The organism is Amycolatopsis sp. WGS_07, from assembly GCF_045278895.1.
GTDB lineage: Bacteria > Actinomycetota > Actinomycetes > Mycobacteriales > Pseudonocardiaceae > Amycolatopsis.
Map to the genome: position 1 here is coordinate 7,001,003 of NZ_CP136053.1, position 25,961 is coordinate 7,026,963.

The following is a 25,961-nucleotide window of genomic DNA, read 5'->3' on the forward strand; positions in this document are numbered from 1 at the left end:
CTCTCCTGTGTCGCCGGCCGCATTCCTTGCCGCGCGGAGTCTAGCCGTGGCACATTAGCTAAGTACTTAGTTAATTGAGGAGGCGATCATGACGGCACGTTCGGCCGGGCAGAGCTGGGCTTTGGACATCGCGCTGGCCCAAGGCGGGTTCGACGCGTTGCACCCGGAGGGCAAGGGCACGCTCGAACAGCTCGGGCACGATCACGCCGATTTCGACAAGGTGTTCGCGATGGTGCGCGCCGGGGCGATGCTGCCGAAGGCGTGGGCCGTCGTCGCGGGGCAGGCCGAAGAGCGGGCCGCGCACCACGAGCGGCTCGGGTACCGCCGGACGGCTTCGGACCTGTACCTGCGGGCGGCGGTGATGTACGGCCGCGCGCAGTACTCGATCTTCGATTCCGCCGACGGGCGCAAGGCGAAGTTCCGCGAACGCTGCGATTTCTGCGTGGCGCGGCTGGGGGAACTGCGCGGAAACACCGTGCGCCGGGTGGAACTGGACTTCGAGGGCGGCAAGATCTTCGGGCTCCTGCACCTGCCCGCGCACCCGGTTTCCGGTGCCCCGGCGGTGATTCTCGGGCCCGGCATGGACATGATCAAGGAGGACTACATCTTCGCGGCCGAGCGCTACTACACCTCGCGCGGCGTGGTGGCGCTGTCCGTCGAGGGGCCGGGGCAGGGCGAAACGCGGGCGCGCGGGCTGACGGTGACGCTGGACAACTACGAGCGCGCTCTCGAAACGTATGCCGGGTATCTCGCCGGTCTCCCCGAGGTGGACGAGAACCGGATCGGCCTGTTCGGCATCAGCATGAGCGGCTACTGGGCGCTGCGCGCGGCGGCGGCGCCGGGCACCCGGCTGCGCGCGGTGGCGGCGTTCGAGGCGGTGTCCGGCGATTTCGAGACGATCTTCGAACGGGCGCAGCCGAGCTTCAAGAACAACTACCTCTACATGGCGGGCTACACCGACGAGGCCGCGTTCGACCGCGACCTCAAGGACAAGATGCCGCTGGGCGATCTGGTCGGCGGCATCGAATGCCCGGTCCTGCTGGGCATCGGCGAATTCGACGAGCTGACGCCGGTGGAGAACGCGCTCGAAACCTACGAAAAGATCCGTGCCCCCAAGGAAATGCGCGTCTACGAGGACGAGTTCCACCCGCTGGGCGGCACGGCGGCGGAGGTGTTCGCGTTCGGCGCGGAGTGGCTGACGCGCGGGCTGGACGGCGAGTTCGACGCGCCGGGCCGGGACGAGCGGTTCTTCGTCCACCGCGACGGCCGCACGACCGAGGGATCGGCCGACCCGCGCTGGTGGCTCGGCGCGGCTCCGGCCGGTCTGGCGACGGTCCGTGAAGGACTCCTTGAGGGAATCTGATTCCCCCAAGGAGTCCTTCACGGACGGTCGCTCCTTCAGGGGATGAGGACGGTCTTGCCGACTAGCCGCCCCGAAGCCGCTTCGTCGTGGACGGCCGGGAGATCCGCCAACGGCCGGCGGTCGGCGACGGTGATCCGCAGCGTTCCCGCGTCGACCCGCGACACGAGACCGGCCAGCTGACCGGCGTCGCTGACGACGAACACGCGAGCGGTGCGGATCCCGCGTCCGGGGTTGTCCGGCGGGGGAGTCGTGGTGCTGACCAGCGCGCCGCCGTCGGCGACCAGGCCGGTCAGCGCCGCGGTTTCCTCCGGCGTGGTGGGCACGAGGTTGACCACGACGTCGAACTGTCCGGCCGTCAACGGGCTGGCGGTGAAGTCGAGGTGCCCGATGATCCGGTCGGCTCCGTAGCCGCGGAGACGTTCTTCGTGGCGTGGGCTCGACGTGGCGGTGACCGTCGCGCCTGCCTCGTGGGCGAGCTGGACCGCGTAGCTGCCGACCGCTCCGCTGGCACCGTTGATCAGGACGGTTTGGCCTGCCTTGAGGTGAGCGTCGTCGAACAGCGCCTGCCAGGCGGTCAGCCCGCCGACCGGGAGTGCGGCGGCGTCGGTCAGCTCGACCGTTCGCGGCGCGGCGGCCAGTGCCTCGGCCGGGGCGATGGCGTACTCGGCGGCCGCGCCGTCGGCGTTCATCGGCAGGAAGGCCACGACCGCGTCGCCGACCTGATGGCCGTCGACTCCGGGGCCCAGTTCGGCGATCGTCCCGGCGACCTCGATGCCCGGCACGTGCGGGAATTCCAGCGGGAACACCTCCTGCAGACCGCCCGCGCGGATCCCGAGGTCGACCGGGTTGAACGAGGTGGCGGCCACCTTGACCAGCACCTGTCCCGCGCCGGGGACCGGCCGCTCGGCGTCTTCGTAGGCGAGTACTTCGCTGCCGCCGTAACGGTGATAGCGCACTGCTTTCATGACAGTCCTCCGTAACTGCTTCAATGTCGAAGTAACTTGAGTATGCTTCGATGTTGAAGCAAAGTCTCGAAGATGTGAGGGTCGCCACAATGATTCGACTTCGAAGCATCTAAGCTGGCGGGCATGGCGGACGCGCTGGAACCGAAGCAGCTCACGACGTACTTCGCGCTGATGGAGGCCGTGAGCCTGCTGCAGCACGCCGTCACGCAGCAGCTGCAGGCGGAGGGCGGCCTGAGCTATGTGCAGTTCGAACTCCTCGCGCGGCTTGCCGATTCCGGTGCGCCGTTGACGATGACGGAGCTGGCCGACGGTGTCGTCTACAGCCGAAGCGGCCTGACTCATCAGGCGGGTCTGCTCGAGAAGGCGGGCCTGGTCGTGCGCGCGCCGAGTGCGGAGGATCAGCGGGCCACCGTCGTCTCGATTACCGAGGCCGGTCGGGAGCTGGTCGCGAAAGTGCTGCCTGGGCACGTCGAGGTCGTGCGCCGGTTGCTGGTCGCCCCACTGTCCACTGAGGACTTGGACGCATTGGGCGGCATCATGGCCCGCGTCCGCGACCACATGCGCGCCGAGCCGCCGCGGTCGGCTGCCACGCGCCGGGGCCGGGTTCTCTAACGCGCACCGTCGTTGTTCTTAGACTGGCCGGGTGGAGGACATCGAGGCGATCGCCGTGCTGCAGGACCCGGTCCGGCGGCGGCTGTATGACTACGTGGCCGGTCAGGATCACGACGTGAGCCGGAACGAGGCGGCCGAGGGCGCCGGGATCCAGCGCACCCTCGCGGCCTTCCATCTCGACAAGCTCGTGGACGCGGGTTTGCTGGAGACGGAAAGCAAGCGGCTGAGCGGCCGTTCGGGCCCCGGTGCCGGCCGCCCGGCGAAGCTCTACCGCCGCTCGGGCGTCGAGCGTCAGTTCTCGGTCCCCGCGCGCGACTACCGCGTCGCCGCCGACCTGCTGGCCGAGGTCGCCGAGACCGCGCGTTTGGACGTCGAGCTGCAAGCCGCCGCCCGGCGGGAGGGTCGCGCCGCCGGACCGGTCTCGGACCTCGCCGGGGCGGAAGCCGCGCTGGCCGCGCGCGGCTACGAACCACGCCCGGACGGCGACGTCGTGCGCCTGGCGAACTGCCCGTTTCATGTCCTGTCGCAACGGCATCCGGGGTTGGTGTGCGGCATGAACCTGGCGTTGCTGGAGGGGCTGCTGGAAGGCGCCGACGGGGTGCGAGCCCGGATGGACCCGCGTCCCGGGCTGTGCTGCGTGGTGGTCGAATCTTCTAAAAATAATGAGAGTTGACATAGAAGACCGGCGATGGTGAGGTGAGGACGTGACCGGACATCACCTCGCCCAGCTCAACGTGGGCATCCTGAAATACCCGATCGACGACCCGCGCATGGACGGCTTCACCTCCATGCTCGACCCGCTGAACGACGTCGCCGACCGCGCGCCCGGTTTCGTGTGGCGCCTCGTCGAGGACGGCGGCAACGACGCCACCGCGATCCGGACGTCGCTGGGGACGGACGTCCTGGTGAACATGTCGGTGTGGGAAAGCCGCGACGCCTTGTGGGACTACGTCTACCGCAGCGGGCACCTGGACATGCTGCGCCGCCGGTCGGAGTGGTTCGAGCTGCCGAAGACGCCGTTCCAGGTGCTGTGGTGGGTTCCCGCCGGGCACATCCCCACGGTCGAGGAGGCCGTCGAGCGCTTGGAACTGCTGCGGGAGCAAGGCCCCTCGCCGCGCGCGTTCGGTTTCCGGGACAGCTATTTGCCCGAAGGCGCCGCTTCTGCCCCGTGACACGTCCGGTGGGTCCCCGGGCCGGCAGGGCCGGGTGGCTAGGGTGTTCGGCGTGGCGAACATGTCCCGATGGTCGGATGAGAACGGCGGCTTGGACTTCGGCCTGCTGATACTGCGGGCGATGCTGGCGGTCGCGATGGGCGCGCACGGTTTGATGCAGGTCTTCGGCCTGTTCGGCGGCGCGGGCATGGCGCATTTCGGGAACCTGTTGCGCGGCTACGGGTTCAGCCACAACATCGAGTTCCTCACCTGGCTGACCGGAATCACCGAGGTCGCCGGCGGGGCGCTGCTGGCACTGGGCCTGCTGACCCCGCTGGCGGCCGCCGGACTGCTGGGCGTGGCGATCAGCGCGGTGCGGGTGAAGTGGGCGGGCGGCCTGTTCGGCAGCGACGGGCCGGGGTTCGAGCTGGAGCTGACCCTGGCGGCGATGGCACTGGCGTTGCTGCTGACCGGACCGGGGTGGTACGCGCTGGACCGGCACACGGCTTGGCGGCAGAAACCACTGGGGTTCGCGGTGGGCGGCCTGTTCCTGTCGGTGTGCGCGGCGGTGGCGGTGGGGTCGTTGTTCTGACCGTGTTCGGGCGGCGAGGTGAAACACGGATGGCGGGCGCGCCGATGTAAGGGAGCATGCCCGGCTCGAGATCGCGTTCGGCGCAGTTGACGTCGCGTGTGTGGTGGGTCTTGGCGGCGTCGGTGCTCGTCGCGACTGCTGCCGCGGGTGCCGTTCTCTGGTGGGCGGGAACGCGGGGGCTGTCGGGCGCCGACTTGGCGAGGGCGCGATTCGATTCCGTCAAGATCGCGTTGAGCCTCGGTGCAGGAGCCGGCGCGGCGATCGGGCTGTACCTGGCGTGGCGACGGCAACGTTCGACCGAACAAGCCGCGGCGGACACCCGCCACGACGCCGAACAACGGCGCGTCACCGAGCTTTACGCGAAAGCGGCCGAGATGCTGGGGGCCGACCGCGCGGCGGTCCGCATGGCCGGGCTCTACGCGCTCGAACGCCTTGCCCAAGACCAGCCGTCGCAGCGGCGCCCGGTCGTCAACCTCTTCTGCGCGTACTTGCGCATGCCTCCGTCTGCGGACGGTGACACTGGCGTTTCCGCTGATCCGGCCGAAACCCCGCTCGCTAACGAGGGTCGTCAGGAAGTCGAAGTCCGCTTCGCCGTTCAGGGCCTGCTGCGCCGGCATGTGCACAGCGGTCCGGTCGGGGGAGAGCCGCCGAGCGCCGAGTACTGGGGAGACGCGCTCGATGTCTCGCTGGTCGGAGCGACGTTGATGAATCTGACCCTGGACGGCCTCCGGCTGCATCCGAACACCAGGTTCACCGGCGCGCGTTTCGTCGGCGACCTGAATTTCGCCGGAACGGTGATCAGCGGTCCCACCTGGTTCAACGGCGCGGTGTTCCTGGGGAAGGCGGATTTCCGGAACGCGACCTTCGTGTCCGGCGCGCTGTTCCGGAAAGCCACGTTCACGGGCTCGTCGAATTTCGGGAACGTGTCCAGCCCGCACGGGGTGGAGCTGGACGGGGCGATGGCGTCGGCTCGGGAGGAACACCGATGGCCCGCCGGATGGCGGGCGCTTCCGCCCGCCGAGGGAAGCGACGGCTTCGCCGAGATCGTCGAAGATTGAGCGGTGCGCTCGGGCGCGCCGTCCGAATCGGGTCGCGCCCGGAGGCGCAGTAGGGTCGGATCATGGACGAGTTGGTCTATCAGGTCACCGGTGCGGCCGCCGAGCGCGCGGCTCCGATCACGTTGGCCCAAGCCGGGTTGCGGGAGCGCGACCACTTGCAGGAGTGGGTGCTCGAGCACCCGGAGATGCTTGGTGACGGACTGCTGGTCGTCACCAGCGAATGCGACCGGTGGACCTCTGCGCGTGGCCGGGAGCGGGACCGGCTTGACGTCCTGGCGATCGACACGGACGGGCATCTTGTCGTGGCCGAACTCAAGCGCGACGCCGCCCCGGAGACCGTGGAGACGCAGGCGCTGAAATACGCGGCGTACTGCAGCCGGTTCACCCCGGGAACGCTGGCGCGCGAGTACCGCGCCTGGCGGGCGAGCCGAGGCGAGACCCTCAGCGAGGAGGACGCGCTCGCCCGGCTGGAGGCACACCTCGGAGAGGACGTCGGCGGGATGGCCGCCGCGCCGCTGGGTCAGCCGCGGATCGTGTTGCTGGCAGGCGGTTTCACCGCGTCGACCACTGCGGTCGCGGTGTGGTTGCGGGAAATGGGTATCGACATCAGCCTGCGCACGATCAACGCTTACCAGACCGCCGGCGGGCCTGTCGTGTCCGTCGGTGCCCTCTACCCGATGCCGGAGGTCGAAGAGTTCACCGTGTCACCGTTGCTTGCCCAACGTCAGCGAGACGAGGACGTGCGCCGTGCGGCTCGGCAGGAACCCGCAGTGCGCCAGTTGATCGCCAGCGACACTCTCCAGCCTGGCACGGAACTGCGCGTGCTGGCGGGAGGGCCGGACGCGGCGCGGTTCGCGGAGTGGGCCGCGTCCGCGGACCGTGACCGCGCGATCTGGACCGGCACCCCCGTCAAGCCGTTGCGCTGGGCTGGCACGGAGGCCGCGGAGTGGGGCGCGACTGGCAGTTTCACCGTCACCGGACTCGTGAAATACCTCTACAAAGAGGCCCAGTCGGCGGTACCCGCCGGTGCCGCCACGCAGTTGGTCGCCACTCCCGATGGGGAGAGTCTCGCCGCGCTGGCGGGCACGGGTGCCGGAGGCGGCCCCTTCGACTGGTCGGAACTGCACCGTTTGCTCGCCAAGATTCCCGCCGGGCGCTGGACGGCCTATGGTGCCGTCGCCACCGTGATCGGCACTGCCGGGCAGCCGCTGGGCCGGCACCTGAGCACCTGCCGGGAATGCGAGAACGCGTGGCGGGTGCTTTCGGCGGACGGGAGTCCCTCGCCCCACTTCCGCTGGGAGGACGGCCGAGAAGAGACCGTCACGGATGTGCTGCGCCGGGAAGGCGTGCGGTTCGTGGACGGCGTGGCCGACCCGGCGCAGCGACTCTCTGTTGAGGCGCTCCGGGAGTTGCTCGCCAGCGAATGAGAGGACGGCCCGCGGCGAGACGGCTGAGCAGCGCGGGGCTGGATTCGCCGCCGTGCCGGGGCGGGGCTGGGAGGACCCGCTCGGGAAGCGGGCGGCGCGGAACGGGACGAGGATTGGTCGGGCTGGCGGGGCGCTGAATCGCCGTATCAGGCACCGGTTGTCGTGCTGACCTATCACCGTCGCGGTCCGGTCCGGATGGACGGGGCGTTCTGCTTCGTCGCCGTCGGTGCCTCGGCAGCCCGGAAGGCACTGGCAGCCGGGCTCGAATCACCCGGCTTCGAGCCTGCAGAGGTGCTTCACTCGCCGCTGACCGCCCAGATCCGCGCCGTCCGAGCGCCTAACCCTGGGGCACCTCCAACGTCGCAGCGAGCAAACTCCGCGTATAAGCATGCGCAGGCGCCCCCAACACCCGCTCCGTCCGCCCAGTCTCGACAGCCCTTCCCTGGCTCAGCACGACGACCCCGTCCGAAATGCTGCGTACTACCGCCAGGTTGTGGGTTACGAAGATCATCGACGGACCGTCGCTCATCAGCGAGCGCAGTAGTTCCACCACCGACGCCTGCACCGAAACATCCAGCGCCGACGTCACCTCGTCGCAGATGATCAGCTTCGGCTCGCACACCAGGGCGCGCGCGATCGCTACTCGCTGGCGTTGGCCGCCGGACAGTTCGGCGGGGTAGCGGTCGGCCAGGTGGGCGGGGAGTTCGACGCGGTCCAGTGCGGCGCGGGCTCGGCGGCGGCCTTCGCGGGTGGTTACGCCGAAGTAATGCCGCAGAGGCACCAGCAGGCTGCTTTCGATCGTCCGATGTGGACTGAGCGAGCCGTAGGGATTCTGGAAGACGTACTGCAGTTCACGCCGGGTGCGGGCGTCTCGCCGGGCGGCTGTGGCGGGGACGGGCTTGCCGTCGAAGGTGATCGAGCCTTGGTGTTCGGGGTGGAGGCCCGCCAGGCACCGGGACATGGTGGTTTTGCCGCTGCCGGATTCGCCGACTACGGCCAGGCATTCGCCGTGCCGCAGGTCGAAGGAGACGTCGAAGACGACCTGTCGGCCGTGGTAGGCCGCGGTGAGGCCGGAGACGGACAGCAGGGGCGTCTGGTGATCGGCTGGCTGGTGAGGTTCCGCGCGGGGTGCGGTTCGGGTGGTGTGGGCGACCTCCTCGATGCGGAGGCAGCGGGCGAGAGTCCCGGAAGGGACGCGCACCAGAGGCGGATGTGTTGTGCGGCAGGCAGATACGGCGTGGTCGCAGCGTGGGGCGAAGGCGCAGCCAGGTCGGGCATCGGTGATGCCGGGGGCTCGGCCGCGGATGGGGACCAGGCGGTGCCGGTGGGTCGCGGACGGTACGGCTGCCAGCAGGGCTCGGGTGTAGGGATGCGCGGCGCGGGTCAGCACGTCGCGGGTGGCGCCGTGTTCGACGATCTCGCCGCCGTACATGACGACTACCTGGTCGGCGACGTCGGCGATCACCGCGAGGTCGTGCGAGACGTAGATCGCCGCCAGGTCGCGGGTTCGACAGAGTTCTCGCACCAGGTCCAGGACGCGGGACTGGGTGGCGACGTCCAGTCCGGTCGTCGGTTCGTCTAGCACGATCAGCCGTGGTCCGGCGGCGATCGCCATGGCGATGGCGACGCGTTGCTGCTGTCCGCCGGAGAGTTGGCGCGGGCGGCGGCGCAGGAAGGCGTCGTCGCTGGGCAGGCCGACCGTGTCGAGGAGTTGCCGTACTCGGGATAGCGCGGGTGCGTCCAGGCCCTCGGTCAGTTGGGTGGCGATGCGCAGGCCGGGGTTGAGGGCGGTGGCCGGATCCTGTGGCACGTAAGCGACTTTCCGGCCTCGGGCGCGGCGCAGGTCGGCGGGAGGCAGAGCCAGCAGGTCCACGCCGTCGACGGAGACCTGTCCGCCGGTGATGGCCGCGCCGGTGCGGGCGAAACCCAGCAGCGCGAGGGCGAGGGTGCTCTTGCCGGAGCCGGATTCGCCGACGACGCCCAGGACCTCGCCGCTGCCGAGTTCGAAGCCGATGTCCTGGACGATCGGGCTCCCGGCGGCCTGGACAGTCACGCCCGACACTGCCACTTCCTTGGCCACGTCAGCTCTTTCCTTCCGTGCGGCTGACTGTCCTGGCGACCGACTCGGCCACCAGGTTGCCGCCGAGCGCCATCATGAGGATCAGCGTGATCGGCGCGAGCACGGCCAGCGGGGCGACCGCCAGGCCGTCCTGGTTCTCGCTGACCATGAGTCCCCAGTCCGGGGCGGGCGGTGTGATGCCGAAGCCGAGATAGTTCAGCGAAGCGATCGCCGTGATCGCCCACACCAGCCGCATTCCGGTCTCCACCATCAACGGCGAGGTGACGCCGGGCAGTACCTCGCCGAGGACGATCTGGCGGGCGGGCAGGCCGTTTGCCTTGGCCCACAACACGTATTCACTGTCCAGCACGGGCAGGGCCGCGCCGCGCAGCACCCGCGAGACTCCGGGGACGAACGCGACCCCGACGAGCGCGGCGGTGAGGAGGGTGTGCCGGCCGAACGCGGCCACGAACACCAGCACGAAGATGGTTTCCGGGAAGCTCAGCACGACGTCCATCGCCCGCATGAGCACGGTGTCGGCGGCACCGCCCCGGTAGGCAGCGGTCAGGCCGACGAGTGCGCCGAGCGCCACGCCCAGTGCGGCGGCGAGGAGTGTCATCCAGGTCAGGCTGCCGCCGCCGGAGAGCACGCGGCTCAGTACGTCGCGGCCGAGAAGGTCGGTGCCCAGCGGGAATTGCGCGCTCGGGCCGGACAGCGGCGGCGCGACGATGGCGGTCGGCGGCCACGGCGCGAGCAGCGGTCCGAAGACGACGATGAAGGCGATCGCGGCGAGCAGTCCGAGCCCGAGCCGGGCGCGGCCAGTGCGGGCCGCGCGGCGCACCACTGAGACGGTCATCGGGTGCGCCCCGGGGCGGAAAGGACGTCGGAGAGGAGATTGCACAGGTAGTACGTGGCCGCGAGGATGAGCACGCACGCCTGCAGGACCGGCAGATCGTGCGAGTTCACCGCGCTGACCAGGGCCGTGCCGAGCCCGGGGTAGGAGTAGACGTATTCGACCACTACGACGCCGGTGATCGTGACGGCCGCGACCAGCCCGGCCGCCGGCAGGCTCGCCGCGATGGCGTTGGGCAGCGCGTGCCGGAACAGGATGCGGCGACGGCTGAGTCCTTTGAGGACGGCCATCTGCACGTACTCGCTGTCGAGCGCGTCGATGACCGAAGCGCGGACCATGCGTCCCAAGTACATCACCCCCATGAAGGTGAGTGTGGCGACCGGCAGCACGAGTTCCGCCGGATGCCACCACGGCAGGTCGCCGGGCGGGATGTCCGAGACGCCCGGCAGCACCCCGAGCAGCGACGTGGCGAAGAGCGCGATCAGCAGCATGCCGACGACGAACGGCGGCAGCGCCATGCTCAGCGACGAGACGGCGACGAACGCCTTGTCCGCGTAGCTGTCCCGGCGCGCCGCGCTCAGCACCCCGGCGATCACCGAGAGCGGCAGGATCAGCAGCATCGAGACGAAGCCGAGGGTGAACGAGTTCACGATCCGCGGCCCGAGGATGTCCGCGACCGGTTCCTTGTTCTGCAGCGACACGCCCGGATCCCCGCTGAGCAGGCCGCCGAGCCAGCGGCCGTACTGCGTCACGAGCGGCTGGTCGAGCCCGAGCTGATGACGCAGCCCCGCCACCTGCTCTGCGGTGGCGTCCTTGCCGAGGACGATCCGGGCCACGTCGCCCGGCAACGCCTGTGTCACCAGGAAGACCAGGACCGAGACCAGGAACAGCACGAGCACGCCCAGCGCGAGTCGGCGTGCGAGCCAGCGCGCGCTCATCCGACGGTCACCTCGGTCAGGAACGACAGCGGGCGGCCGTTCACGTCCGGCACGAGCCCGCGCACTGCCGCCCGGTGCGGCATGAGCACGTCGGAGAACGCGGGCGTGATGTTCGGGCCGCTCGTGTACTCGATTTCGTGCATCTGGTTCATCAGCGGGCACAGATCCGGTTCGGGCGAGGAGAACAGCTTCCCGGCGAGCCGCACGAAAGCGGGCTCGTTCCAGTGCGAGCCGTTGCCGATCCGGTCCGGCAGCAGGGAGCCGAGCACGGACGGCAGGTAGGGGACCGGGTTGTAGTCGACGAACGCCGGCCACTGGCCCCATTTCGCCAGCAGTTCCGGCGTCGGGACCACGTTGACGGTCACCTTCACTCCGGCCTGCGCGGCGTTCTGCGCGAAGACCTGCGCCAGCTCCGACATGCCGGGCAGCAAGCCGTCGGTGGTGATCGCGAACGACAGATCGCTGTGCCCGGCCTCGGCCAGCAGCCGTTTCGCCGCCGCGACGTCCGGGGCGCGCTGCGGGATGTCCGGCGGCGCGCACGGCGGCGCGGTGGTCTCGTAGTCGTTGGCGATCCGGGCGTATCCGCTGAAGACGTTGGACACGATCTGCTGCCGGTCGACCAGCAGCCGCAGCGCCTGGCGCACCCGGACGTCGCTGAACGGTGGGGCCGCCGTGTTGAGCCCGATCCGCAGGCTGAAGTTCCCCTTGCTGTCCAGCAGCTGGATCCCGCCCCGGCCGACGAGCGATTTCGCGATCGTCGGGGTCGTGTTGGACGCGATGTCGACCCGGCCGGACAGCAGCGCGTTCGCCTGCGCCTGCTGGCTTTGGTACTCGATCAGCTCGACAGCGCGCAGTTTGGGTTTCTTGCCCCAGTAGCCGTCGAAACGCTCTACTGTGGACTGACGGCCGGGCGCGAACGACTTCACCGCGAACGGCCCGGTGCCGACCGGTTTCGCCGGTGCCGACCCGGTTTTCGTCATCGGCAGCAGCACGCTCGCCCAGATGTCCTTGAACGGGCTGAACGGCTCGGTCAGTCCGATCCGGACGGTGAGCTTGTCGACCGCCTGGATGGCGGCCGGGTCGATCATCTGGATCAGCGACAGGCCCTGCGCCGCGTGCGCGGGATCGCGCAGGTACTTGATGCTGGACACGGCGTCGGCGGAGGTGAAATCCGTGCCGTCGGTGAACTTCACGCCGGGGCGCAACGTGATCGTCCACTGTGTCCGGTCGGCGTTCGGCGTCATGCCGGTGGCGAGCCGCCATTCGGTTTTGCCCGCCGGGTCCAGCGAGGTCAGCCCCTCGAAGAGCAGCGAGCTGCGCAGTTCCTGGATCGGGCTCTGCGTGCCGACGTACGGGTTGAGGCTTTCGCCCGCGTCGGCGGAGACGGAGACGCGAAGCGTGTCGCCGCTTGCCGCCGCGTCGTCCGGGCGGCCGCAGCCGGCGAGCAGCGCGGCGCCGAGCAGCAGGGTGGTCAGGCATCGGGCTCTGCGCGACACTGGGGACCTCCAGGTGGGAACCGGAAATCTAAGCCTTTAGATACCGCGAGCTTCGCCACAGGGTACGGCCAGTTCCGGCTCGGCGGAAGAGTCTACAAGTGGAGAAGCTAATCGTTTAGAGTGTGCCGTGCAGCTGTCGTGGACCAGCAGGAGGAAGGGGCCGCATGACCAGTCCGTACGAGCACCTGTTCGTGAGGAAGATGCCGAACTGCCTCGACGACCTCGTCAACGAGGGAGCCGCGGCGGGCGTCGTCGAACCGCCCAACGTCGGCGAATCGCTCGCCCTCATGCGCGCGAAGGAGGTTCCGGAGAGCAAGATCCACCTCACCTACACGTGGATCAGCGAATGCGACACGCCCGTGCAATGGGTGAAGGAGCATCAGCACGACTACGACGAGGTCCTGATCTGGCACGGGAACAACCCGGCGGACCCGGACGACCTCGGCGCGGAGATCTACCTCGACGTCGAGGGCGTCCGGCACGTGATCACCACGAGCGGGTCGGTCTACCTGCCCGCGGGCACCCGGCATTGCCCGCTCGGGTTCACGCGCGTGGACCGGCCGTTCCGGTTCAGCGCGCTGTCGCTCAACTCGGTCTACGCCTCGGACGAGCACACACTTCCCACGCGGTGACGGATTGCCCCGTCGCGCGTTCGCCGCGGCGGGGCGGTCATCCGCTCGCGGCGGCTCCGGCGTGCGCGGTTTCCTTGGCGGCGCCTGGAGCGCAGCCGCAGGTGACGCCGATGCTGAGCGTTCCGTCCAGCACCGCCGAGGAACCGTTGCCCGCCAAGGCGTCGAAGGCGCGGACGGCGAATTCGTCCAGCGGGACGTGGACCGTGGTGAGCGGGACGTTGCCGAGGCGGGCTTCCCTGGTCCCGTCGAAGCCGACGACCGCGAGGTCCTCCGGCACGCGCAACCCGAGGCTGTGCGCGATGCGGATGGTCACCAGCGCCTGCTCGTCGGTGGTGGCGTAGACCGCGCGGATCCGTTTGCCGCTCGTCAGCACCTCGCGGATGGCGCGGCCGGCCTCGACCTTGTCGAAGGACGTCCGGACGAGCCTGCCCTTGGTGGACAGACCGGCGTCCGCCATCGCTTGCCGCCAGCCGCCTTCGCGTCCTTCGGCCGGTCCTACCGCGATTTCGCCTGCCACGCAGAGAATGTCCGTATAACCGTGTCCGAGCAGGTGCTCGGTGACCAGCCGTGCGCCGTCGAAGTCGTTGAAGGTGACGCTGGGGGAGTCGTCCGGTGCGGTCCACTGCAGGAACACGCACGGCGTTTCGGCCGACAGCCGCGGTTTTTCGCCGGTGGTCACGAAAATCCCGCGCGGCCGCAGCTCGGAGAACGCCTCGCCGTACTCGTCCGCGAGGCCCGGGCGGTAGCCGGTGTTGCCGAGCAGGGTGAGCAGTCCCCGGCGGCGGCCTTCCGCTTCGAGGCAGCGCGACATCTCGCCGTAGAAGGCGTTCGCCGTGTCCGGCACCAGCAGTCCGACCAGATTGGACCGTCCGCCGCTCAGCGCCCCGGCGAGCGGGTTGCGCCGGTAGCCGAGCATCCGGATGGCGTCCTCGACCTTGCGGCGAGTCTTCTCGGCCACTGGGCGGGGACCGTCGTTGACGACGTAGCTGACTACCGCCGTGGAGGTGCCGGCCAGCCGCGCGACGTCGGAAAGGACCGGCTTGCGCGCGGGGCGCGGGGTTTCCTCGGTTTCGGCTGGCACGATGCCACTCTAAGGCACCGGAGCGCACCGGCGGCCCAGGTCCATTCGGAACGGCGGCGCTTCAGTGTGTGGTGTGCTTGGCCGGGTACCAGTCCTCGCCGACGGGTTCCCCGGCCAGGTTCCAGCTCCAGGACTCGGTCGGCGTGATGCGCAGGAAGGTACCCGGGCCGACCATGCCGGTGCGCTCGAAGGGCTGTTCCGCGTAGCCGTAGATCCGGATCCCGCGCGCCACGAACGGGTCGAGCGAGGGCAGATCGTCGAACACGAGGGAGACGTTCTGGTTGCCCGCCGCGATGTTGCGGAACTTGCGGGTGCGGGTCACGGTCGCGCCGCCGCCGACCCAGAAGTGCGTCCCGTCGTATTCCGCCGCGACCGGCACGACGTCGGGCTGGCCGTCGCTGTCGACGGTGGCCAGCCGTCCGGCGGGCTGCGAGCGCAGGTAGGCGATCTCGTCCTCGGTGAACGACACGGGGCTGCCTTTCTCTTCGGCGGTGCGGTCAGGCGGCGTCGAGGTACCCGGCCAGGTCGTCGAGTTCCTTCGGCCAGCCCTGAGTGTGCCCGGTGAATTCGTTGTCCGCGATCGGCGCGGGCATCCGCGCGAACCCGGTTTCCACCACGTGCAGCCGGGTGCCAGCGGCGATCGGTTCCAGGGTGAACTCGACGTGCGTGTGATACGGCTCGTCTTCCGGCAGGCCGGGCATTTTCCAGGCGAAGCCGAACACGGTCGGCTCCTCGACCCGTTCGACGGTCAGGTCGATCAGGTAGCCGCCGTCCCACCGCACCTCGGCCGGGCCGCCCGGCCGCAGGTCGATGGCCGCGGAATCGCCGAACCACGAGCCGAGGCCTTCGGCGGTGGTGAGCGCGGCCCACACTTTCGCCGGCGGGTGCGCGAACTCGACGGTCCGCTCGATGCGGTCGGGAATGGCCATGCGAATCCTCCGTTTCCGGCAGCCGCCGTCCTCCGGCGACTGGCAGCGGTCTTGCTTACCGTATGCGGGCGGCTTCCCCGGCGTGCGGGAGTTCGCGAACCGGCGGCGGCCGCAGAAAAGCGGTGGCCCAGGCGACGACCGCGGCGGCGCACGCGAAGACGAATCCGGTGAGCACCGTCGCGGCGGGGGAGAATCCGCTGAGCGCCATCCCGCCCGCGGCCGAGCCGAACGCGACCCCGAGGTTGGTGAACGAAGCGGGCAGCGACTGGGCGAACTGGGCGCCGGGACCGGCGAGGCGCACCACCCGGTACTGCATCGCCGGCACCATCGCCATGCCGAAGATGCCCAGCGCGAGCAGCGCTACCACGACCAGAGCGGCGATCGAGCCCGCGAGAAACAGCGTCAGCAGGGAAAGCGCGAGACCGCAGGATCCGACGATCAGCGTGCGCGAGGCGTCGCGGTCGGCGAACCGTCCGCCGCCGAACGAGCCGAACGCCGTCGCCACGCCGTAGACCAGCAGGAAGACGCTGATCGACGTGCCGGAGACCCCGGTGACCTGTTCCAGGAACGGGGCGAGATAGGTCAGCGTGGCGAAGATCGCCGCGCACAGCAGGACTCCGAAGCCGAGCACCGCCAGCACCCGTGGCGCGAGGGCGTATCTGGCCTGGCTGCCGATGCCTCCGGTGCTGGCGGGCACGGGCGGAACGATCACGGCGATGGCGACGAGCGTCAGCGCGGCGAGCACCACGATCGCGGCGAACGTCCCCCGCCAGCCCAGGGCCTGGCCCGCCGTCGTGCCCAGCGGCACGCCGAGCGCGGCCGCTACGGTGAATCCGGAGACGACTGCGGAGATCGCCCGTCCCATCCGCTCCGGCGGCACGATCGAGGTGCCGGCTTCGAGGGCGACGGCGATGAACAATCCTTGCGCCGCACCGGAAAGCACGCGCGCGGCGAGGATCAAGCTGTAGTCGTCGGTGAGTACCAGCGCCAGATTCGCCGCGGCGAACAGGCCGAGCACTCCGGTCAGGATCGCGCGCCGGGGGAGCCTGATGGTCACGGCGGTCAGGAGCGGTCCGCCCAGCGCGAGCCCCAGTGCGTTCGCGGTGACCAGCATCCCGGCCGCTGGGATCGGTACGGCCAGATCCGCGGCGACCAGATTCAGCACCCCGGGCACGATCAGTTCGGCGGTGCCGAGGACGAACGAGCCGAGGAACAGCACGGCCAGAATCACCTTGGCGCGGCCGGCGGACACAGCGCTCACGGGGCGACCGACGCGGGGAAGGGACGGCCGGCGCCGGTGGTGATCAAGGCGTGCAGGCTGGTGTTGACGCAGGCGGTCCAGCCTCGCACGCAGAGCTGGTAGCACGTGCTGGCCGGGGTCAGGCCGTCGTGGGTGAAGCGCAGCGTGGTCCCGTCCTCGCCGCGGGCGATCTCGAAGGTCATCTCGGTGTCGTCCCACTCGTCGTCGGCATCCTCGACATGCCAGGTCACCTGGCGGCCGGGAACGAGGCCGGTGACGCGGATCCGGCCTGACGTGATGGCTTTGTCGGTGAACGAGAAAACGTCTCCCACCTGGGCGGATGCGCCGGTGATCGTCTCGCTGAACCAGGCGCGGACGTCGTTGACCGCGGCGAACACCTCGTCCGGCGAGCGGTCGACGGTGAACCCGGTGGTGAAGTCCGTGGTCATGTAATCCTCCATGTAGCAACTGAACGGTTGCGACGGTATGGCAACCAGTTGATTGCGTCAAGGTCGGAACTAAGGTGTCGGGGATACTCGCCAGCGCAGGACATCGGGGGACGCAGTGGAAGCATCAGCGCGCCGCACGAGGGGCGAATCGGCCGGGCTTACCCGCGAAGCCGTCATCGCTGCCGCGGAGGCCGTCGCCGAACGGGCGGGTGTCGCCAAGCTGTCCTTGCGCGCGGTGGCGGCGGAGCTGGGGGTCAGCCCGACCGCGATCTACCACCATGTCCGGGACCGGGACGAGCTGCTGGACGCGGTCGCGGACGCGTTCGTGTTCCGGAAGGTGCTGCGCCGGCTGCCGCGCACGGCGGAGCCGCTCGAGCGGGTGCGGGTGATCGCGAAGCGGCTTCGCCGGGCCGGGATCGAACATCCGGGGCTGCTGTCCGCGATCGTCGGTTATATCCCCGAACAATCGCCGTCCGCGCAGATGGACTGCGCCGAGCTGATTATCTCGGACCTGCTTGAGGCGGGGGCCGCGCCGGATCGGGTGATCGTGCTGTATCGCGCCGTGGTGATGCTGTGCGTCGGCGACGCGATCGCGTACGCGAACTACGCCCGCCCGCGCACGATGCCGCTTGCCGACCGGATCGACCGCCATCTGAACACCGAGCGGTACGGCGTGCTCCGCGGCTATCTGCGCCGCGCCGCGGAGCCGACGAACGACGACGGCTTCGACAAGCAGCTGGATCTCGTCTTGCAGGAGCTGCGCGTCCCGGGTGAGTGAGCGGCCGCTGCCGTTCGCGTTCAGTCCACAGTGGCCCTTGCCCTTTAAATTGACACTGTTAATATGACGGGCACGGCCACGAGCCGCTTCGCCCGTTCCTCCGTAGCCACCACGCCCGGGAGTCCGCATGACGTTCGATGTCCAGAAGGTCCGCGATGTCGCTGCAGCGCAGCTGGAAGGAGACCCGGAGGGCGGGGCCGCGCTGTGCGTCTTCGTCGACGGCGCGGAGGCGCTGAACGAAACGTGGGGGCTCGCGGACGCCGATACTCCCTATGCCTCGGACACCCTGCAGATCGCCCAGAGCATGGGAAAAGGCGTGGTCGGGGCCGTGGCCGCGCTCTTGGTCGCGCGGGGTCAGCTCGATCTGGACGAGCGCGTCGCGGCGTACTGGCCCGAGTTCGGCACGCCGGACAAGCGGGACATCACGGTGTCCCAACTGCTTTCGCATCAGGCCGGTTTGCTTTATCTGGACGACACGATGCCCTTCGCGCTCACCACCGACCGGGAGAAGCTCGCCGCGGCTCTGGTCGCGCAGGCTCCCGCGTGGGAGGCGGGGGCCAAGATCGGGTACAGCCCGCAGACCGTCGGGAACTACGCGGATTTCCTGTTCGAGCGGGCTTCCGGAAAGGGCTTCGCCGAACTTCTGGAGGAAGTCAACGACGCGCTCGGGACTGAGTTGTCCGTCGGCCTCCCGGTCGAGCGGCGGCACCGTGCCGCACGAGTGCTCGCTGCCGAGGGCGGCGCGCTCTCGGAAGAGGCGTTGGCCGCGCTGCTCGCCGATCAGGACAGCCTGTTCGCGCGCATCTTGCACAACATTCCGGAAACGCTGCCCGACCCGATGCCAGCGGTCAACGGCGACGCGATTCGCGACGCGTTTATGCCTGCCGCGAATATGTTCGGCAGCGCACGGGATTTCGCGCGTCTGTACAACGCGTTGAACACCGCGTTGCTCGGCGGGCCGTCGCCGCTGTGGTCTCGCGAGGCAGTCGAATTGGCGACGACCGAAATCGCGCGCGGCACCGACGCGGTGCTCTCGCTTGAGACGGCGTTCGCGCTGGCTTTCCAGAAGCCCAGCACGACTTATCCGCTCGCGCGCAGTCCCCGCGGTTTCGGGCATGGGGGAGCGGGCGGTTCGCTCGCGATGGCCGATCCTGATGCCGGGTTCGCCTTGTGCTGGATGGCTACGCGGTACGGGACCGCTGCGTTCGATCCGCGCCAGACTGCGGTGCTGAACGCGGTCTACTCGGCGCTGGATTGAGCGGATTCCTTGGGGGAAGGGAAGGACTGGGGGCGGGTGCTCGCGGCCGAGCCAGGGCTAGCGCCCCAATGTGGCGTTGGGTGCATATGACGCAACCATTGCGGCATAACGGTGGCGGGGCAAGGTCCGTGAAGGACTCCTTAAGGGAATCAGATTCCCCCAAGGGGCCCTTCACGGACCACTGGCGTCAGTACCCGCTGGCCCGCCCTTCGCGGCGCGGACCGGTGCACGCGCTGAGTGTCCCGTCCGTCTCCCGCCAGGCCGTTTGGTAAGTGCCCATGTGATAGTCGTACTCCGGCAACGGGTTCGTCAGGACGCCGAGTTTCGCCAGGCCCTCGCTCACGCCGGGGGCGAGCCGTGCTTCCACCGAGATCGTGTGGTCCGGCTGGTACGGGAGGCAGCGGGGCGCGTCGTCGGCCGAGTACGGGTCCATGCCGAAGTCGAGGATGTTCGACAGCACCTGCGGCACCGTGCAGTGCACGTTGCCCGGGGAACCCAGCGACAGCCACGGTTTCCCGTCGCGCAGGACCATGGTGTTCGACAGTGTCGACCGCATCCGGCCGCCGCCGGTGACCCAGCCTTCGAACGGCGAGTCGAGGCCGTTCGTCCAGTGGCTGCCGACCATCGGGATGCCGCCGACGACCTCGCCCGGGATGCCGCCGCTCTGCAGGGTGTTCATCATCTGCACCCAGTTGCCCCGCTCGTCGACGATCGCCAGTTCGCAGCTGCCCGCTGGCTGCTTCGCCGCACCGGAGGCGGCCATCGCGGGCACGCCGCGGGTGAGCTTTACATGTTCGGTCAGGTCGATTTTCGCCTTGGCGTTGCGGAGAATCGCCGCGAAACCCTTGATGAGTTCCTTCGCGGTCAGCGCTTCGGTCGGGTCCTCGAACACCAGCGGATCGTTGAGCAGCCCGGTTTCGTGCGCGGCGCGGCGGAGGGCGTGCGCGAGGTAGTACAGCGACTCCGCGTTCTCCGACCAGTGGCCGAGCGACGAGACGTCCAGTTCTTCCAGGATGCCGAGCACGATCTGGCAGAAGATGCCCTGGCGCTCCGGCGCGGACTGCTGGACGACGGTGTTTCCCTTGTGCTCCCAGCGATGCCCGGACGACCAGCGCGGCGCGATCGCGGTCAGGTGCTCGAGTTTGACCGGCCAGCCGAGTTCGTTCCCGCGCGCCACGAAGTCCTGGGCCCATTTGCCGGCGAGGAAGTAGTCCGGTCCCTCGGCGGCGAGGTTGCGCATGGTCTCGGCGAGTTCGGCGGACGCCCAGCGGTCGCCAACCTGCGGAAGGTGCCCGCCCGGCGTGAAGTGCTTGCGGCCGGACTCGGTGAACAGGAAGAAGTCCACCGTCTGCGCCATCACCAGATGCTCGAACGACGTGACGATGTGGCCTTCCTCGGCCCATCGGACCGCGGGCGCGCACAGCTTTTCCCACGGCTGCGTGGCGAACCGTTCGTAGAGCGCCTTCATCCCGGGCATGAACCCGGGCACGACCGCCCGCGGCGAGCCGGGCACCTGCGCGTAAAAGCCTTTGCCCGCGGGGATCGGGGCGAACGGCGCGAGCCCGGGAACGATCGTGCCCATGCTGTTGAGTTCGGCGATCTGGCCGGACTCGGCGTCGTACACGAGCGCGGTCACGGTGCCGGTGTGGTTCGTCATGTCCTGCTGGACGACCGCCTGCACGAGGCAGCCCGCGATGGCCGCGTCGACGGCGTTTCCTCCGGCGCGCATGGTGTCGAGCATCGTTTCGGTGACGACGGTGTGCTGGCTCGACGCGACGGCGCGGTTGCCGGTGACCGGCGTTTTCGGGCCTACCCGGCCCAGTTCGCCGGTGGCTGCGTTGGCGGTCATGCTCCTCCTCGGTCGGTGCGGTTCGGCAGGTGCTCGATGAAGTAGTCCCACATGACGGTGCGGGCGTAGCGGTTCGTCCCGTTGTAGTGGTCGCCGCCGGGCCAGACTTTCAGGTCGAACTGGCGGTCCGCCTCGATCAGCGCGCGGATCAGCGCGAAGGTGTGGTCCATCGTGGCGTTCGAGTCGTGGTCGGCGGTGATCAGCAGCAGTTTGCCCCGGAGCCGGTCGGCGAGGTGGAGGTTGCCGAGGTCGCGCAGCGCGCCGGGGTCGTGCGGGCCGCTGCCGAGGAACCAGTCCCAGCTGCCCTTCGGCATCTTGAGCGCGTCGTGCACGCCGCAGGAGCTGACGGCGACCTTGAAGAAATCGGGGAAGTACAGCATCGACCGGACGGAGTTGTAGCCGCCGTAGGAATGCCCGGTGACGCCGACGCGGTCGAGGTCCAGCGGGTACTGCTCGGCCAGCTTGCGCAGTGCGGTCACGTGGTCGTCGAGGCCGCGTGGTTCGGCGGGCGCGTTGTGCGTCCACTGGCGGAAGGAACGGTCGCGGCCGGGGGTGCCTCGGCCGTCCATCACGATCGTGGCGAACCCGAGTGCGGCGTACGCCGCGCCTATCTGGGACCAAGCGGCGTTGCCACCTCCGCTCAGCCAGCCCGAGGGCTGCAGGACCACCTGGAAGCCCGCGTACATCAGGTCGATCACCGGGACCCGCTCGCCCGGCTGGATGTCTTCGGGGAGCGTGATGAGGCCCCAGAGGTCGGTTTCGCCGGTGGTGACCCGGAACTGCTGCGGGACGGCGAATCCGGCGTCGAGCAGGTCGCGGACGTCGGTGCGTTCCAGGGTTTCGGCGACCGCTCCGGTGCGGGCGTCGCGCAGCAGGATCTCCGGCGGGGTGTCCACAGTGGACATCCGGTCGACGAACCAGCGTCCGCTGGGGCTGATCGAGCTGGTCTCGGCGCCGCCGAAGACCGCGGTGAAGAACTGCGGGGCGGGTGCGAGCAGCTCGTGGTCGGCGGGCTCGGAGGTGAGCAGGGTCTGGCCGCCGCCATCGAGGTCGGCTCGGTAGACCTTGCGCCAGTACGGGTTTTCGCCGTCGTCCCCGCACCCCGCGACGAACACGATCTCGCGGCGCTGCGGGTCCACACGCAGGATGTCCCGGAGCGCGAGGTTGCCGGTCGTGATCGCGTTCAGCCGGGCGCCGGTGGCGAGGTCGTGCCGGTAGAGATGCCCCCAGCCGTCGGACTGGGAGAACCAGACGACCTCGTTCGATTCGGGCAGGACCCGGATGAGCGGCAGACTGTAGAGGTGGGTGTTGGGTTCGTAGATCGGCTCGGCGGTCTCGGACAGCACGACGGTTCGGTCACCGGTCTGGACGTCGATGCGGACCAGCGAGGCGGTGCGCGCCCCGGTGGTGTGCGAGAACAGGTACACCGCCGTCTCGCCGGGGGCCCAGGCGACGGTGCTGGGGCCGTTGCTGACGAAGCTCGCGAGCAGGCCGTCGTCGGCGGCGACCACGGTGCGCGATCCGGTTTCCCGGTCGATGAACGCCAATTCCGGGGTGCCGGTGGGGGTTTCGTCCTCGTGGTGGTAGCGGAACGGCCGTAACCGGGGCCGCGCCTGGTCTTCCGGCAGCTGGTCGACGAACGGGTGTTCCGGCATGGCGCGTTCGTCCAGCCGGACGGCCAGCACGAACCGGCCGGACGGGGAGAAGCACGCCAGCGCGGGCGGCAGCGGACGGCCGGCGATCGCGAGCGGCAGGATCGCGCGGGTGTAGTCCGGCATCGCGCCCCAGGCGAAGAACGGCTCTCCGTCGGTGGTGAGCGGATGTTCCATGCCGGTGGCGATCTCGCGGCACCAGAGATTGTGTTCGCGCAGGAACAACGCCGCCTTGCCGTCCGGTCCTGGCAACGCGGCGGGGTCCGGGCCGGGGACGGCGGTGTCGCCGGAAGGGCTGAGCACCGCCGTGCGGCCGTCGATCAGTCCGATTCGGACACTGTCTCCTTCGCGCTGATGGAGCACGACCGGAGTGGCTTCGAGATCGACTGAGTCCGTGAAGACCGCGGACAGCCGGGTGGTGACGTCGGCCGGGTCGAAGAGCGGTTCGCGGCGCGGGCCGTCGGGATCGACGAGGACGTACTCGTGACCGCCGCCGTCCGCGTCCCGGCGGTACCAGAACTGGTCGCCGTCGCCGGTCCACTGCGGCACGACCGAGTGGTTGCGCATCAGCCCGGGCAGCCGCTCGGGGACGAGGGCGTGTGCCTTCTGGTACCGCTCAGACAGCTCGGACTGGGATGGCTGGGACGACACTGTCACCTCCGGTAAAGGGCCTGGACCCTTCACTGTGCTGCGCCCGGGCGGCGAAGACCACCAGCAATCGTCGAAGGCGGGACGCCGGACGACGCGACATTCGTCGATAGGGGCGGGCCGGGGCGGTCGGTGACACTCGTTGGCCTGGCCGGAGTCCAAGGAGGCGTCATGAACCATCCCGCACCGGCAGTGCCCGCCGGGCGGACGAAGAACCGCTCGTCCGCCCGGTCCGTCCTGTTCGCTTCGTCCGTCGGCAACTTCGTCGAATGGTTCGACTTCACCCTCTACGGCTACGCCGCCTCGGCGATCGCCGCGACGTTCTTCCCCGCCGGCAACCAGGTCGTCGCCCTGCTGGGCGCGTTCGCGGTGTACGGCGTCGCGTTCGTCGCCCGGCCGCTCGGCGCGGTGGTGTTCGGCCGGATCGGGGACCGGCGCGGGCGGCGCACGGCGCTCGGGCTGTCGATCCTCGTCATGGGCGGCGCGACCGCCGCGATCGGGCTGCTGCCCGGCTGGTCGTCGGTCGGCATCCTGGCGCCGGTCCTGCTGCTGGTCTGCCGTCTGGTGCAAGGGTTTTCCGCCGGCGGCGAGTACACCGGCGCGATGACGTTCAGCGTCGAGCACGCGCCGGACCACCGCCGCGCCTGGTACCTGGCGCTGGTCGGGTCGTCGACCTGGATCGGCGCGATCGGGGCGACCGGCGTCGTGCTGCTGTTCCGTTCCCTGACCGGCGACGGGTTCCAGACCGGCGGCTGGCGCTGGCCGTTCCTGATCGGCGGCGTGATCGCGGTTGCCGGGCTGCTCCTGCGCCTGCGCGTGGACGAAACGCCGGTGTTCCAGGCGATGGAGCGGACGCAGCAGCCGGCCCGGCCGTTCCGGGAGCTGCTGCGCGGGCACTGGCGCACGCTGGGCATCCTGTTCGCTTACTTCGCCGTGCTCGGTCTCTTCACCCACACCTTCCTCGGGTACCTGCCGACTTACCTCAGCGAGGCAACCGGCTTCTCGCCGTCGGCGGTGCTCTGGCTCACGACCGCGCTGAACATCCTCACCATCCCGGCCGGGCTGTGGCTGGCCGTCCTCGCCGACCGGCACGGCCGCCGGATCCAGATCCGGATCGGCGCGCTGGCCGCGGTGCTGCTCGTCGTCCCGGCGTATCTGCTGATCGGCACCGGGAATGTGGTCGCGGTGCTGGGCGCCCTGCTCGTGTTCCTGTTCGCGGTGTCGTTGCTGAGCATGGGCGCGCTGTCGGTGCTGGAGATGTACCCGACGCAGGTCCGGTTCAGCGGCATGGCGTTGCCCTACAACCTGGCGTACGCGGTCTTCGGCGGCACCGCGCCGCTGGTGAGCCAGTTGCTGGTGGAAGGAACCGGAAGCCTGCTCGCTCCGGCGTTTTACGCCAGCGTGGTGGCGTTGCTCGCCCTGCCGCTGCTGCTGCGGATCCCGGAGACGCGCGGATCCGATCTGCGCGCCTGAGGCGACAGATGTCGTTGCTAGCGCGGGGAAATGGTGACGGCTGCCTGATGCCGGAAGCGCCGGGCAGCCGGAAAACTGGGGAAACACGGGAGAAAGGCATTGCATGGGCACGGAAATCGTGGTGGTCGGGGCCGGGGTGATCGGATCGTCGATCGCGCTGGAACTGGCTCGCGGGGGTACCGGGTGACCGTGCTGGACCGCGCCGCCGGGCCGGGGCAGGGCTCGACCTCGGCGTCGAGCGCGGTGGTCCGGTACAACTTCTCGACCGCGTCCGGGGTCGCGGCGGCGTGGGAGGCGCACTACGGCTGGCTGGACTGGGCCGGGCACCTCGGCCAGGACGTCGGCGAGCTGGCGCGGTTCGAGAAGAGCGGGCTGGTGATGCTGGACGTCGAGGCGGCCCCGCGCGCGGCGTGGCTGCCGCTGTTCGACGAAGCCGGGGTGCCGTACGAAGAATGGGACAGCGCGACCCTCGCCGCCCGCGTCCCGGGCATCGACACCGGCCGCTACTGGCCGCCGAAGCCGATCGCCGACAGCCGTTTCTGGGACGACGCCGAAACCACCCTCGGCGCGGTGTACACCCCAGACGCGGGCTACGTCACCGATCCCGCGCTCGCCGCGGTGAACCTCGCGAACGCCGCGGCCGCGTACGGCGCGGAGTTCCGCTTCCGCAGCCAGGTGACGTCGGTGTCGGCGAAGGGCGGGCGCGTCGCCTCGGTGGGGCTGGCCGACGGGACCCGGATCGCGTGCGACGTGGTCGTGAACGCGGCCGGCCCGTGGTCCGGCGCGCTGAACCGGTTAGCGGGCGTGGGCGCGGACTTCGCGGTGAACGTGCGGCCGATGCGCCAGGAGGTCGCGCACGTGGCCGCCCCGGAGGGCTACGCGGGCCTGGCGATCGCCGACATGGACCTCGGCACCTACTTCCGCGGCGAGGTCGGCGGCGGCCTGCTGATCGGCGGCACGGAACCGGAATGCGACCCGTTCCAGTGGCTCGACGACCCGGACGACGCCGCCCCGCACCCGACGATGGCGGTGTTCGAAGCCCAGGTCACCCGCGCCGCCCGGCGGCTGCCCGACCTGACGGTGCCGAACCGCGCCCGCGGCGTGGCCGGGGTGTACGACGTCGCCGACGACTGGACCCCGATCTACGACCGCACCGACCTGCCGGGCTTCTACGTGGCGATCGGCACGAGCGGCAACCAGTTCAAGAACGCGCCGGTGGTGGGGCGTCTCCTGACTACGCTGATCGAGCACGTGGAAAACGGTGCGGACCATGACGCGGAGCCGGTGCGGTTTCTCGCTCCGCATACGGGGGCGAAGATCGACCTGGGTGCGTTTTCTCGGCGTCGCAGCCCGAATACCGGCAGTTCTGGCACGGTGATGGGCTGAGGGTGCGGTCCGTGAAGGACTCCTTGCGGGAATGTGATTCCGCTGCCTGCGCGTGAGGCGGTGCCATGGGCG

General features: G+C 69.7%; 24 protein-coding genes. 12 read left to right on the forward strand and 12 right to left on the reverse strand.

Annotation, left to right across the window (positions count from 1 at the left end; translation table 11 throughout):
* Positions 1 to 88 precede the first annotated feature (88 nt).
* Entirely contained in the window at positions 89 to 1,363 is a 1,275-nt protein-coding gene (locus RPX00_RS32880; RefSeq protein WP_406631237.1) for an alpha/beta hydrolase, read from the forward strand.
* Positions 1,364 to 1,398: 35 nt separating this feature from the next.
* Here RPX00_RS32880 and RPX00_RS32885 read toward each other — a convergent pair whose 3' ends face one another.
* Positions 1,399 to 2,328 carry an NADP-dependent oxidoreductase gene (locus RPX00_RS32885; RefSeq protein WP_406631238.1) on the reverse strand — a complete coding sequence of 310 codons (930 nt, stop codon included), beginning with the start codon at positions 2,326 to 2,328 and terminating at the stop codon, positions 1,399 to 1,401.
* A 123-nt stretch (positions 2,329 to 2,451) separates the two neighbouring features.
* Here RPX00_RS32885 and RPX00_RS32890 point away from each other — a divergent pair, with 123 nt between their 5' ends.
* The 6 genes from RPX00_RS32890 to RPX00_RS32915 all read left to right on the forward strand — a co-directional run bounded on the left by RPX00_RS32890 (position 2,452) and on the right by RPX00_RS32915 (position 7,168).
* Complete coding sequence (locus RPX00_RS32890; protein WP_406631239.1) at positions 2,452 to 2,940, forward strand: MarR family winged helix-turn-helix transcriptional regulator; 489 nt, start codon at positions 2,452 to 2,454, stop codon at positions 2,938 to 2,940.
* 31 nt (positions 2,941 to 2,971) lie between these two features.
* On the forward strand, positions 2,972 to 3,613 hold the full coding sequence (locus RPX00_RS32895; RefSeq protein WP_406631240.1) for a helix-turn-helix transcriptional regulator: 642 nt from the start codon (positions 2,972 to 2,974) through the stop codon (positions 3,611 to 3,613).
* Between the two features lie 31 nt (positions 3,614 to 3,644).
* Entirely contained in the window at positions 3,645 to 4,112 is a 468-nt protein-coding gene (locus tag RPX00_RS32900; RefSeq protein ID WP_406631241.1) for a DUF3291 domain-containing protein, read from the forward strand.
* A gap of 61 nt (positions 4,113 to 4,173) precedes the next feature.
* Positions 4,174 to 4,683, forward strand: coding sequence for a DoxX family membrane protein (locus RPX00_RS32905; protein ID WP_406643171.1), 510 nt, complete (start codon positions 4,174 to 4,176; stop codon positions 4,681 to 4,683).
* Between the two features lie 56 nt (positions 4,684 to 4,739).
* Complete coding sequence (locus tag RPX00_RS32910; protein WP_406631242.1) at positions 4,740 to 5,741, forward strand: pentapeptide repeat-containing protein; 1,002 nt, start codon at positions 4,740 to 4,742, stop codon at positions 5,739 to 5,741.
* Positions 5,742 to 5,803: 62 nt separating this feature from the next.
* Positions 5,804 to 7,168, forward strand: a complete 1,365-nt coding sequence (locus tag RPX00_RS32915) for a hypothetical protein (protein WP_406631243.1) — start codon at positions 5,804 to 5,806, stop codon at positions 7,166 to 7,168.
* Positions 7,169 to 7,505: 337 nt separating this feature from the next.
* On the opposite strand, the gene RPX00_RS32920 is transcribed toward RPX00_RS32915, so the two are convergent.
* Genes RPX00_RS32920 through RPX00_RS32935 form a run of 4 tightly spaced genes read right to left on the reverse strand, consistent with a single transcriptional unit; the run spans position 7,506 to position 12,514 of the window.
* Positions 7,506 to 9,248, reverse strand: coding sequence for an ABC transporter ATP-binding protein (locus RPX00_RS32920; RefSeq protein WP_406631244.1), 1,743 nt, complete (start codon positions 9,246 to 9,248; stop codon positions 7,506 to 7,508).
* Between the two features lies 1 nt (position 9,249).
* Positions 9,250 to 10,083 (reverse strand): ABC transporter permease, encoded by an 834-nt coding sequence (locus RPX00_RS32925; RefSeq protein WP_406631245.1) that lies wholly within the window; start codon positions 10,081 to 10,083, stop codon positions 9,250 to 9,252.
* A complete protein-coding gene (locus tag RPX00_RS32930) occupies positions 10,080 to 11,018 on the reverse strand; it encodes an ABC transporter permease (RefSeq protein WP_406631246.1) in 939 nt (312 codons plus the stop codon). Before RPX00_RS32930 ends, RPX00_RS32925 begins: the two co-directional genes overlap by 4 nt.
* Positions 11,015 to 12,514 (reverse strand): ABC transporter substrate-binding protein, encoded by a 1,500-nt coding sequence (locus RPX00_RS32935; protein ID WP_406631247.1) that lies wholly within the window; start codon positions 12,512 to 12,514, stop codon positions 11,015 to 11,017. Before RPX00_RS32935 ends, RPX00_RS32930 begins: the two co-directional genes overlap by 4 nt.
* Before the next feature lie 164 nt (positions 12,515 to 12,678).
* Here RPX00_RS32935 and RPX00_RS32940 point away from each other — a divergent pair, with 164 nt between their 5' ends.
* Entirely contained in the window at positions 12,679 to 13,146 is a 468-nt protein-coding gene (locus RPX00_RS32940) for a hypothetical protein (protein WP_378302059.1), read from the forward strand.
* Between the two features lie 37 nt (positions 13,147 to 13,183).
* Here the strand turns inward: RPX00_RS32940 and RPX00_RS32945 are convergent, their stop codons facing one another.
* The 5 genes from RPX00_RS32945 to RPX00_RS32965 all read right to left on the reverse strand — a co-directional run bounded on the left by RPX00_RS32945 (position 13,184) and on the right by RPX00_RS32965 (position 16,845).
* Positions 13,184 to 14,227: a LacI family DNA-binding transcriptional regulator gene (locus RPX00_RS32945; protein WP_406631248.1), complete on the reverse strand. Its 1,044-nt coding sequence runs from the start codon at positions 14,225 to 14,227 to the stop codon at positions 13,184 to 13,186.
* A gap of 61 nt (positions 14,228 to 14,288) precedes the next feature.
* Positions 14,289 to 14,696 carry a PPOX class F420-dependent oxidoreductase gene (locus RPX00_RS32950; protein ID WP_406631249.1) on the reverse strand — a complete coding sequence of 136 codons (408 nt, stop codon included), beginning with the start codon at positions 14,694 to 14,696 and terminating at the stop codon, positions 14,289 to 14,291.
* A gap of 28 nt (positions 14,697 to 14,724) precedes the next feature.
* The gene (locus tag RPX00_RS32955) at positions 14,725 to 15,156 is read right to left on the reverse strand and encodes an SRPBCC domain-containing protein (RefSeq protein ID WP_406631250.1); all 432 of its coding nucleotides are present in this window, start codon (positions 15,154 to 15,156) and stop codon (positions 14,725 to 14,727) included.
* A 55-nt stretch (positions 15,157 to 15,211) separates the two neighbouring features.
* Positions 15,212 to 16,417: an MFS transporter gene (locus tag RPX00_RS32960; RefSeq protein ID WP_406631251.1), complete on the reverse strand. Its 1,206-nt coding sequence runs from the start codon at positions 16,415 to 16,417 to the stop codon at positions 15,212 to 15,214.
* The gene (locus tag RPX00_RS32965) at positions 16,414 to 16,845 is read right to left on the reverse strand and encodes an SRPBCC domain-containing protein (protein WP_406631252.1); all 432 of its coding nucleotides are present in this window, start codon (positions 16,843 to 16,845) and stop codon (positions 16,414 to 16,416) included. The genes RPX00_RS32960 and RPX00_RS32965 overlap by 4 nt, the downstream gene beginning before the upstream one ends.
* Before the next feature lie 115 nt (positions 16,846 to 16,960).
* Between RPX00_RS32965 and RPX00_RS32970 the strand changes: the two genes are divergently transcribed.
* Entirely contained in the window at positions 16,961 to 17,623 is a 663-nt protein-coding gene (locus tag RPX00_RS32970; RefSeq protein WP_406631253.1) for a TetR/AcrR family transcriptional regulator, read from the forward strand.
* A gap of 127 nt (positions 17,624 to 17,750) precedes the next feature.
* On the forward strand, positions 17,751 to 18,881 hold the full coding sequence (locus RPX00_RS32975; RefSeq protein WP_406631254.1) for a serine hydrolase domain-containing protein: 1,131 nt from the start codon (positions 17,751 to 17,753) through the stop codon (positions 18,879 to 18,881).
* Between the two features lie 187 nt (positions 18,882 to 19,068).
* Here RPX00_RS32975 and RPX00_RS32980 read toward each other — a convergent pair whose 3' ends face one another.
* Both RPX00_RS32980 and RPX00_RS32985 read right to left on the reverse strand, forming a co-directional pair.
* On the reverse strand, positions 19,069 to 20,730 hold the full coding sequence (locus RPX00_RS32980; RefSeq protein WP_406631255.1) for a gamma-glutamyltransferase: 1,662 nt from the start codon (positions 20,728 to 20,730) through the stop codon (positions 19,069 to 19,071).
* Positions 20,727 to 23,033, reverse strand: a complete 2,307-nt coding sequence (locus RPX00_RS32985) for a prolyl oligopeptidase family serine peptidase (RefSeq protein WP_406631256.1) — start codon at positions 23,031 to 23,033, stop codon at positions 20,727 to 20,729. Before RPX00_RS32985 ends, RPX00_RS32980 begins: the two co-directional genes overlap by 4 nt.
* 168 nt (positions 23,034 to 23,201) lie before the next feature.
* Here RPX00_RS32985 and RPX00_RS32990 point away from each other — a divergent pair, with 168 nt between their 5' ends.
* Positions 23,202 to 24,503, forward strand: coding sequence for an MFS transporter (locus RPX00_RS32990; RefSeq protein ID WP_406631257.1), 1,302 nt, complete (start codon positions 23,202 to 23,204; stop codon positions 24,501 to 24,503).
* Between the two features lie 183 nt (positions 24,504 to 24,686).
* On the forward strand, positions 24,687 to 25,889 hold the full coding sequence (locus RPX00_RS32995; RefSeq protein ID WP_406631258.1) for an NAD(P)/FAD-dependent oxidoreductase: 1,203 nt from the start codon (positions 24,687 to 24,689) through the stop codon (positions 25,887 to 25,889).
* Positions 25,890 to 25,961: the final 72 nt, after the last annotated feature.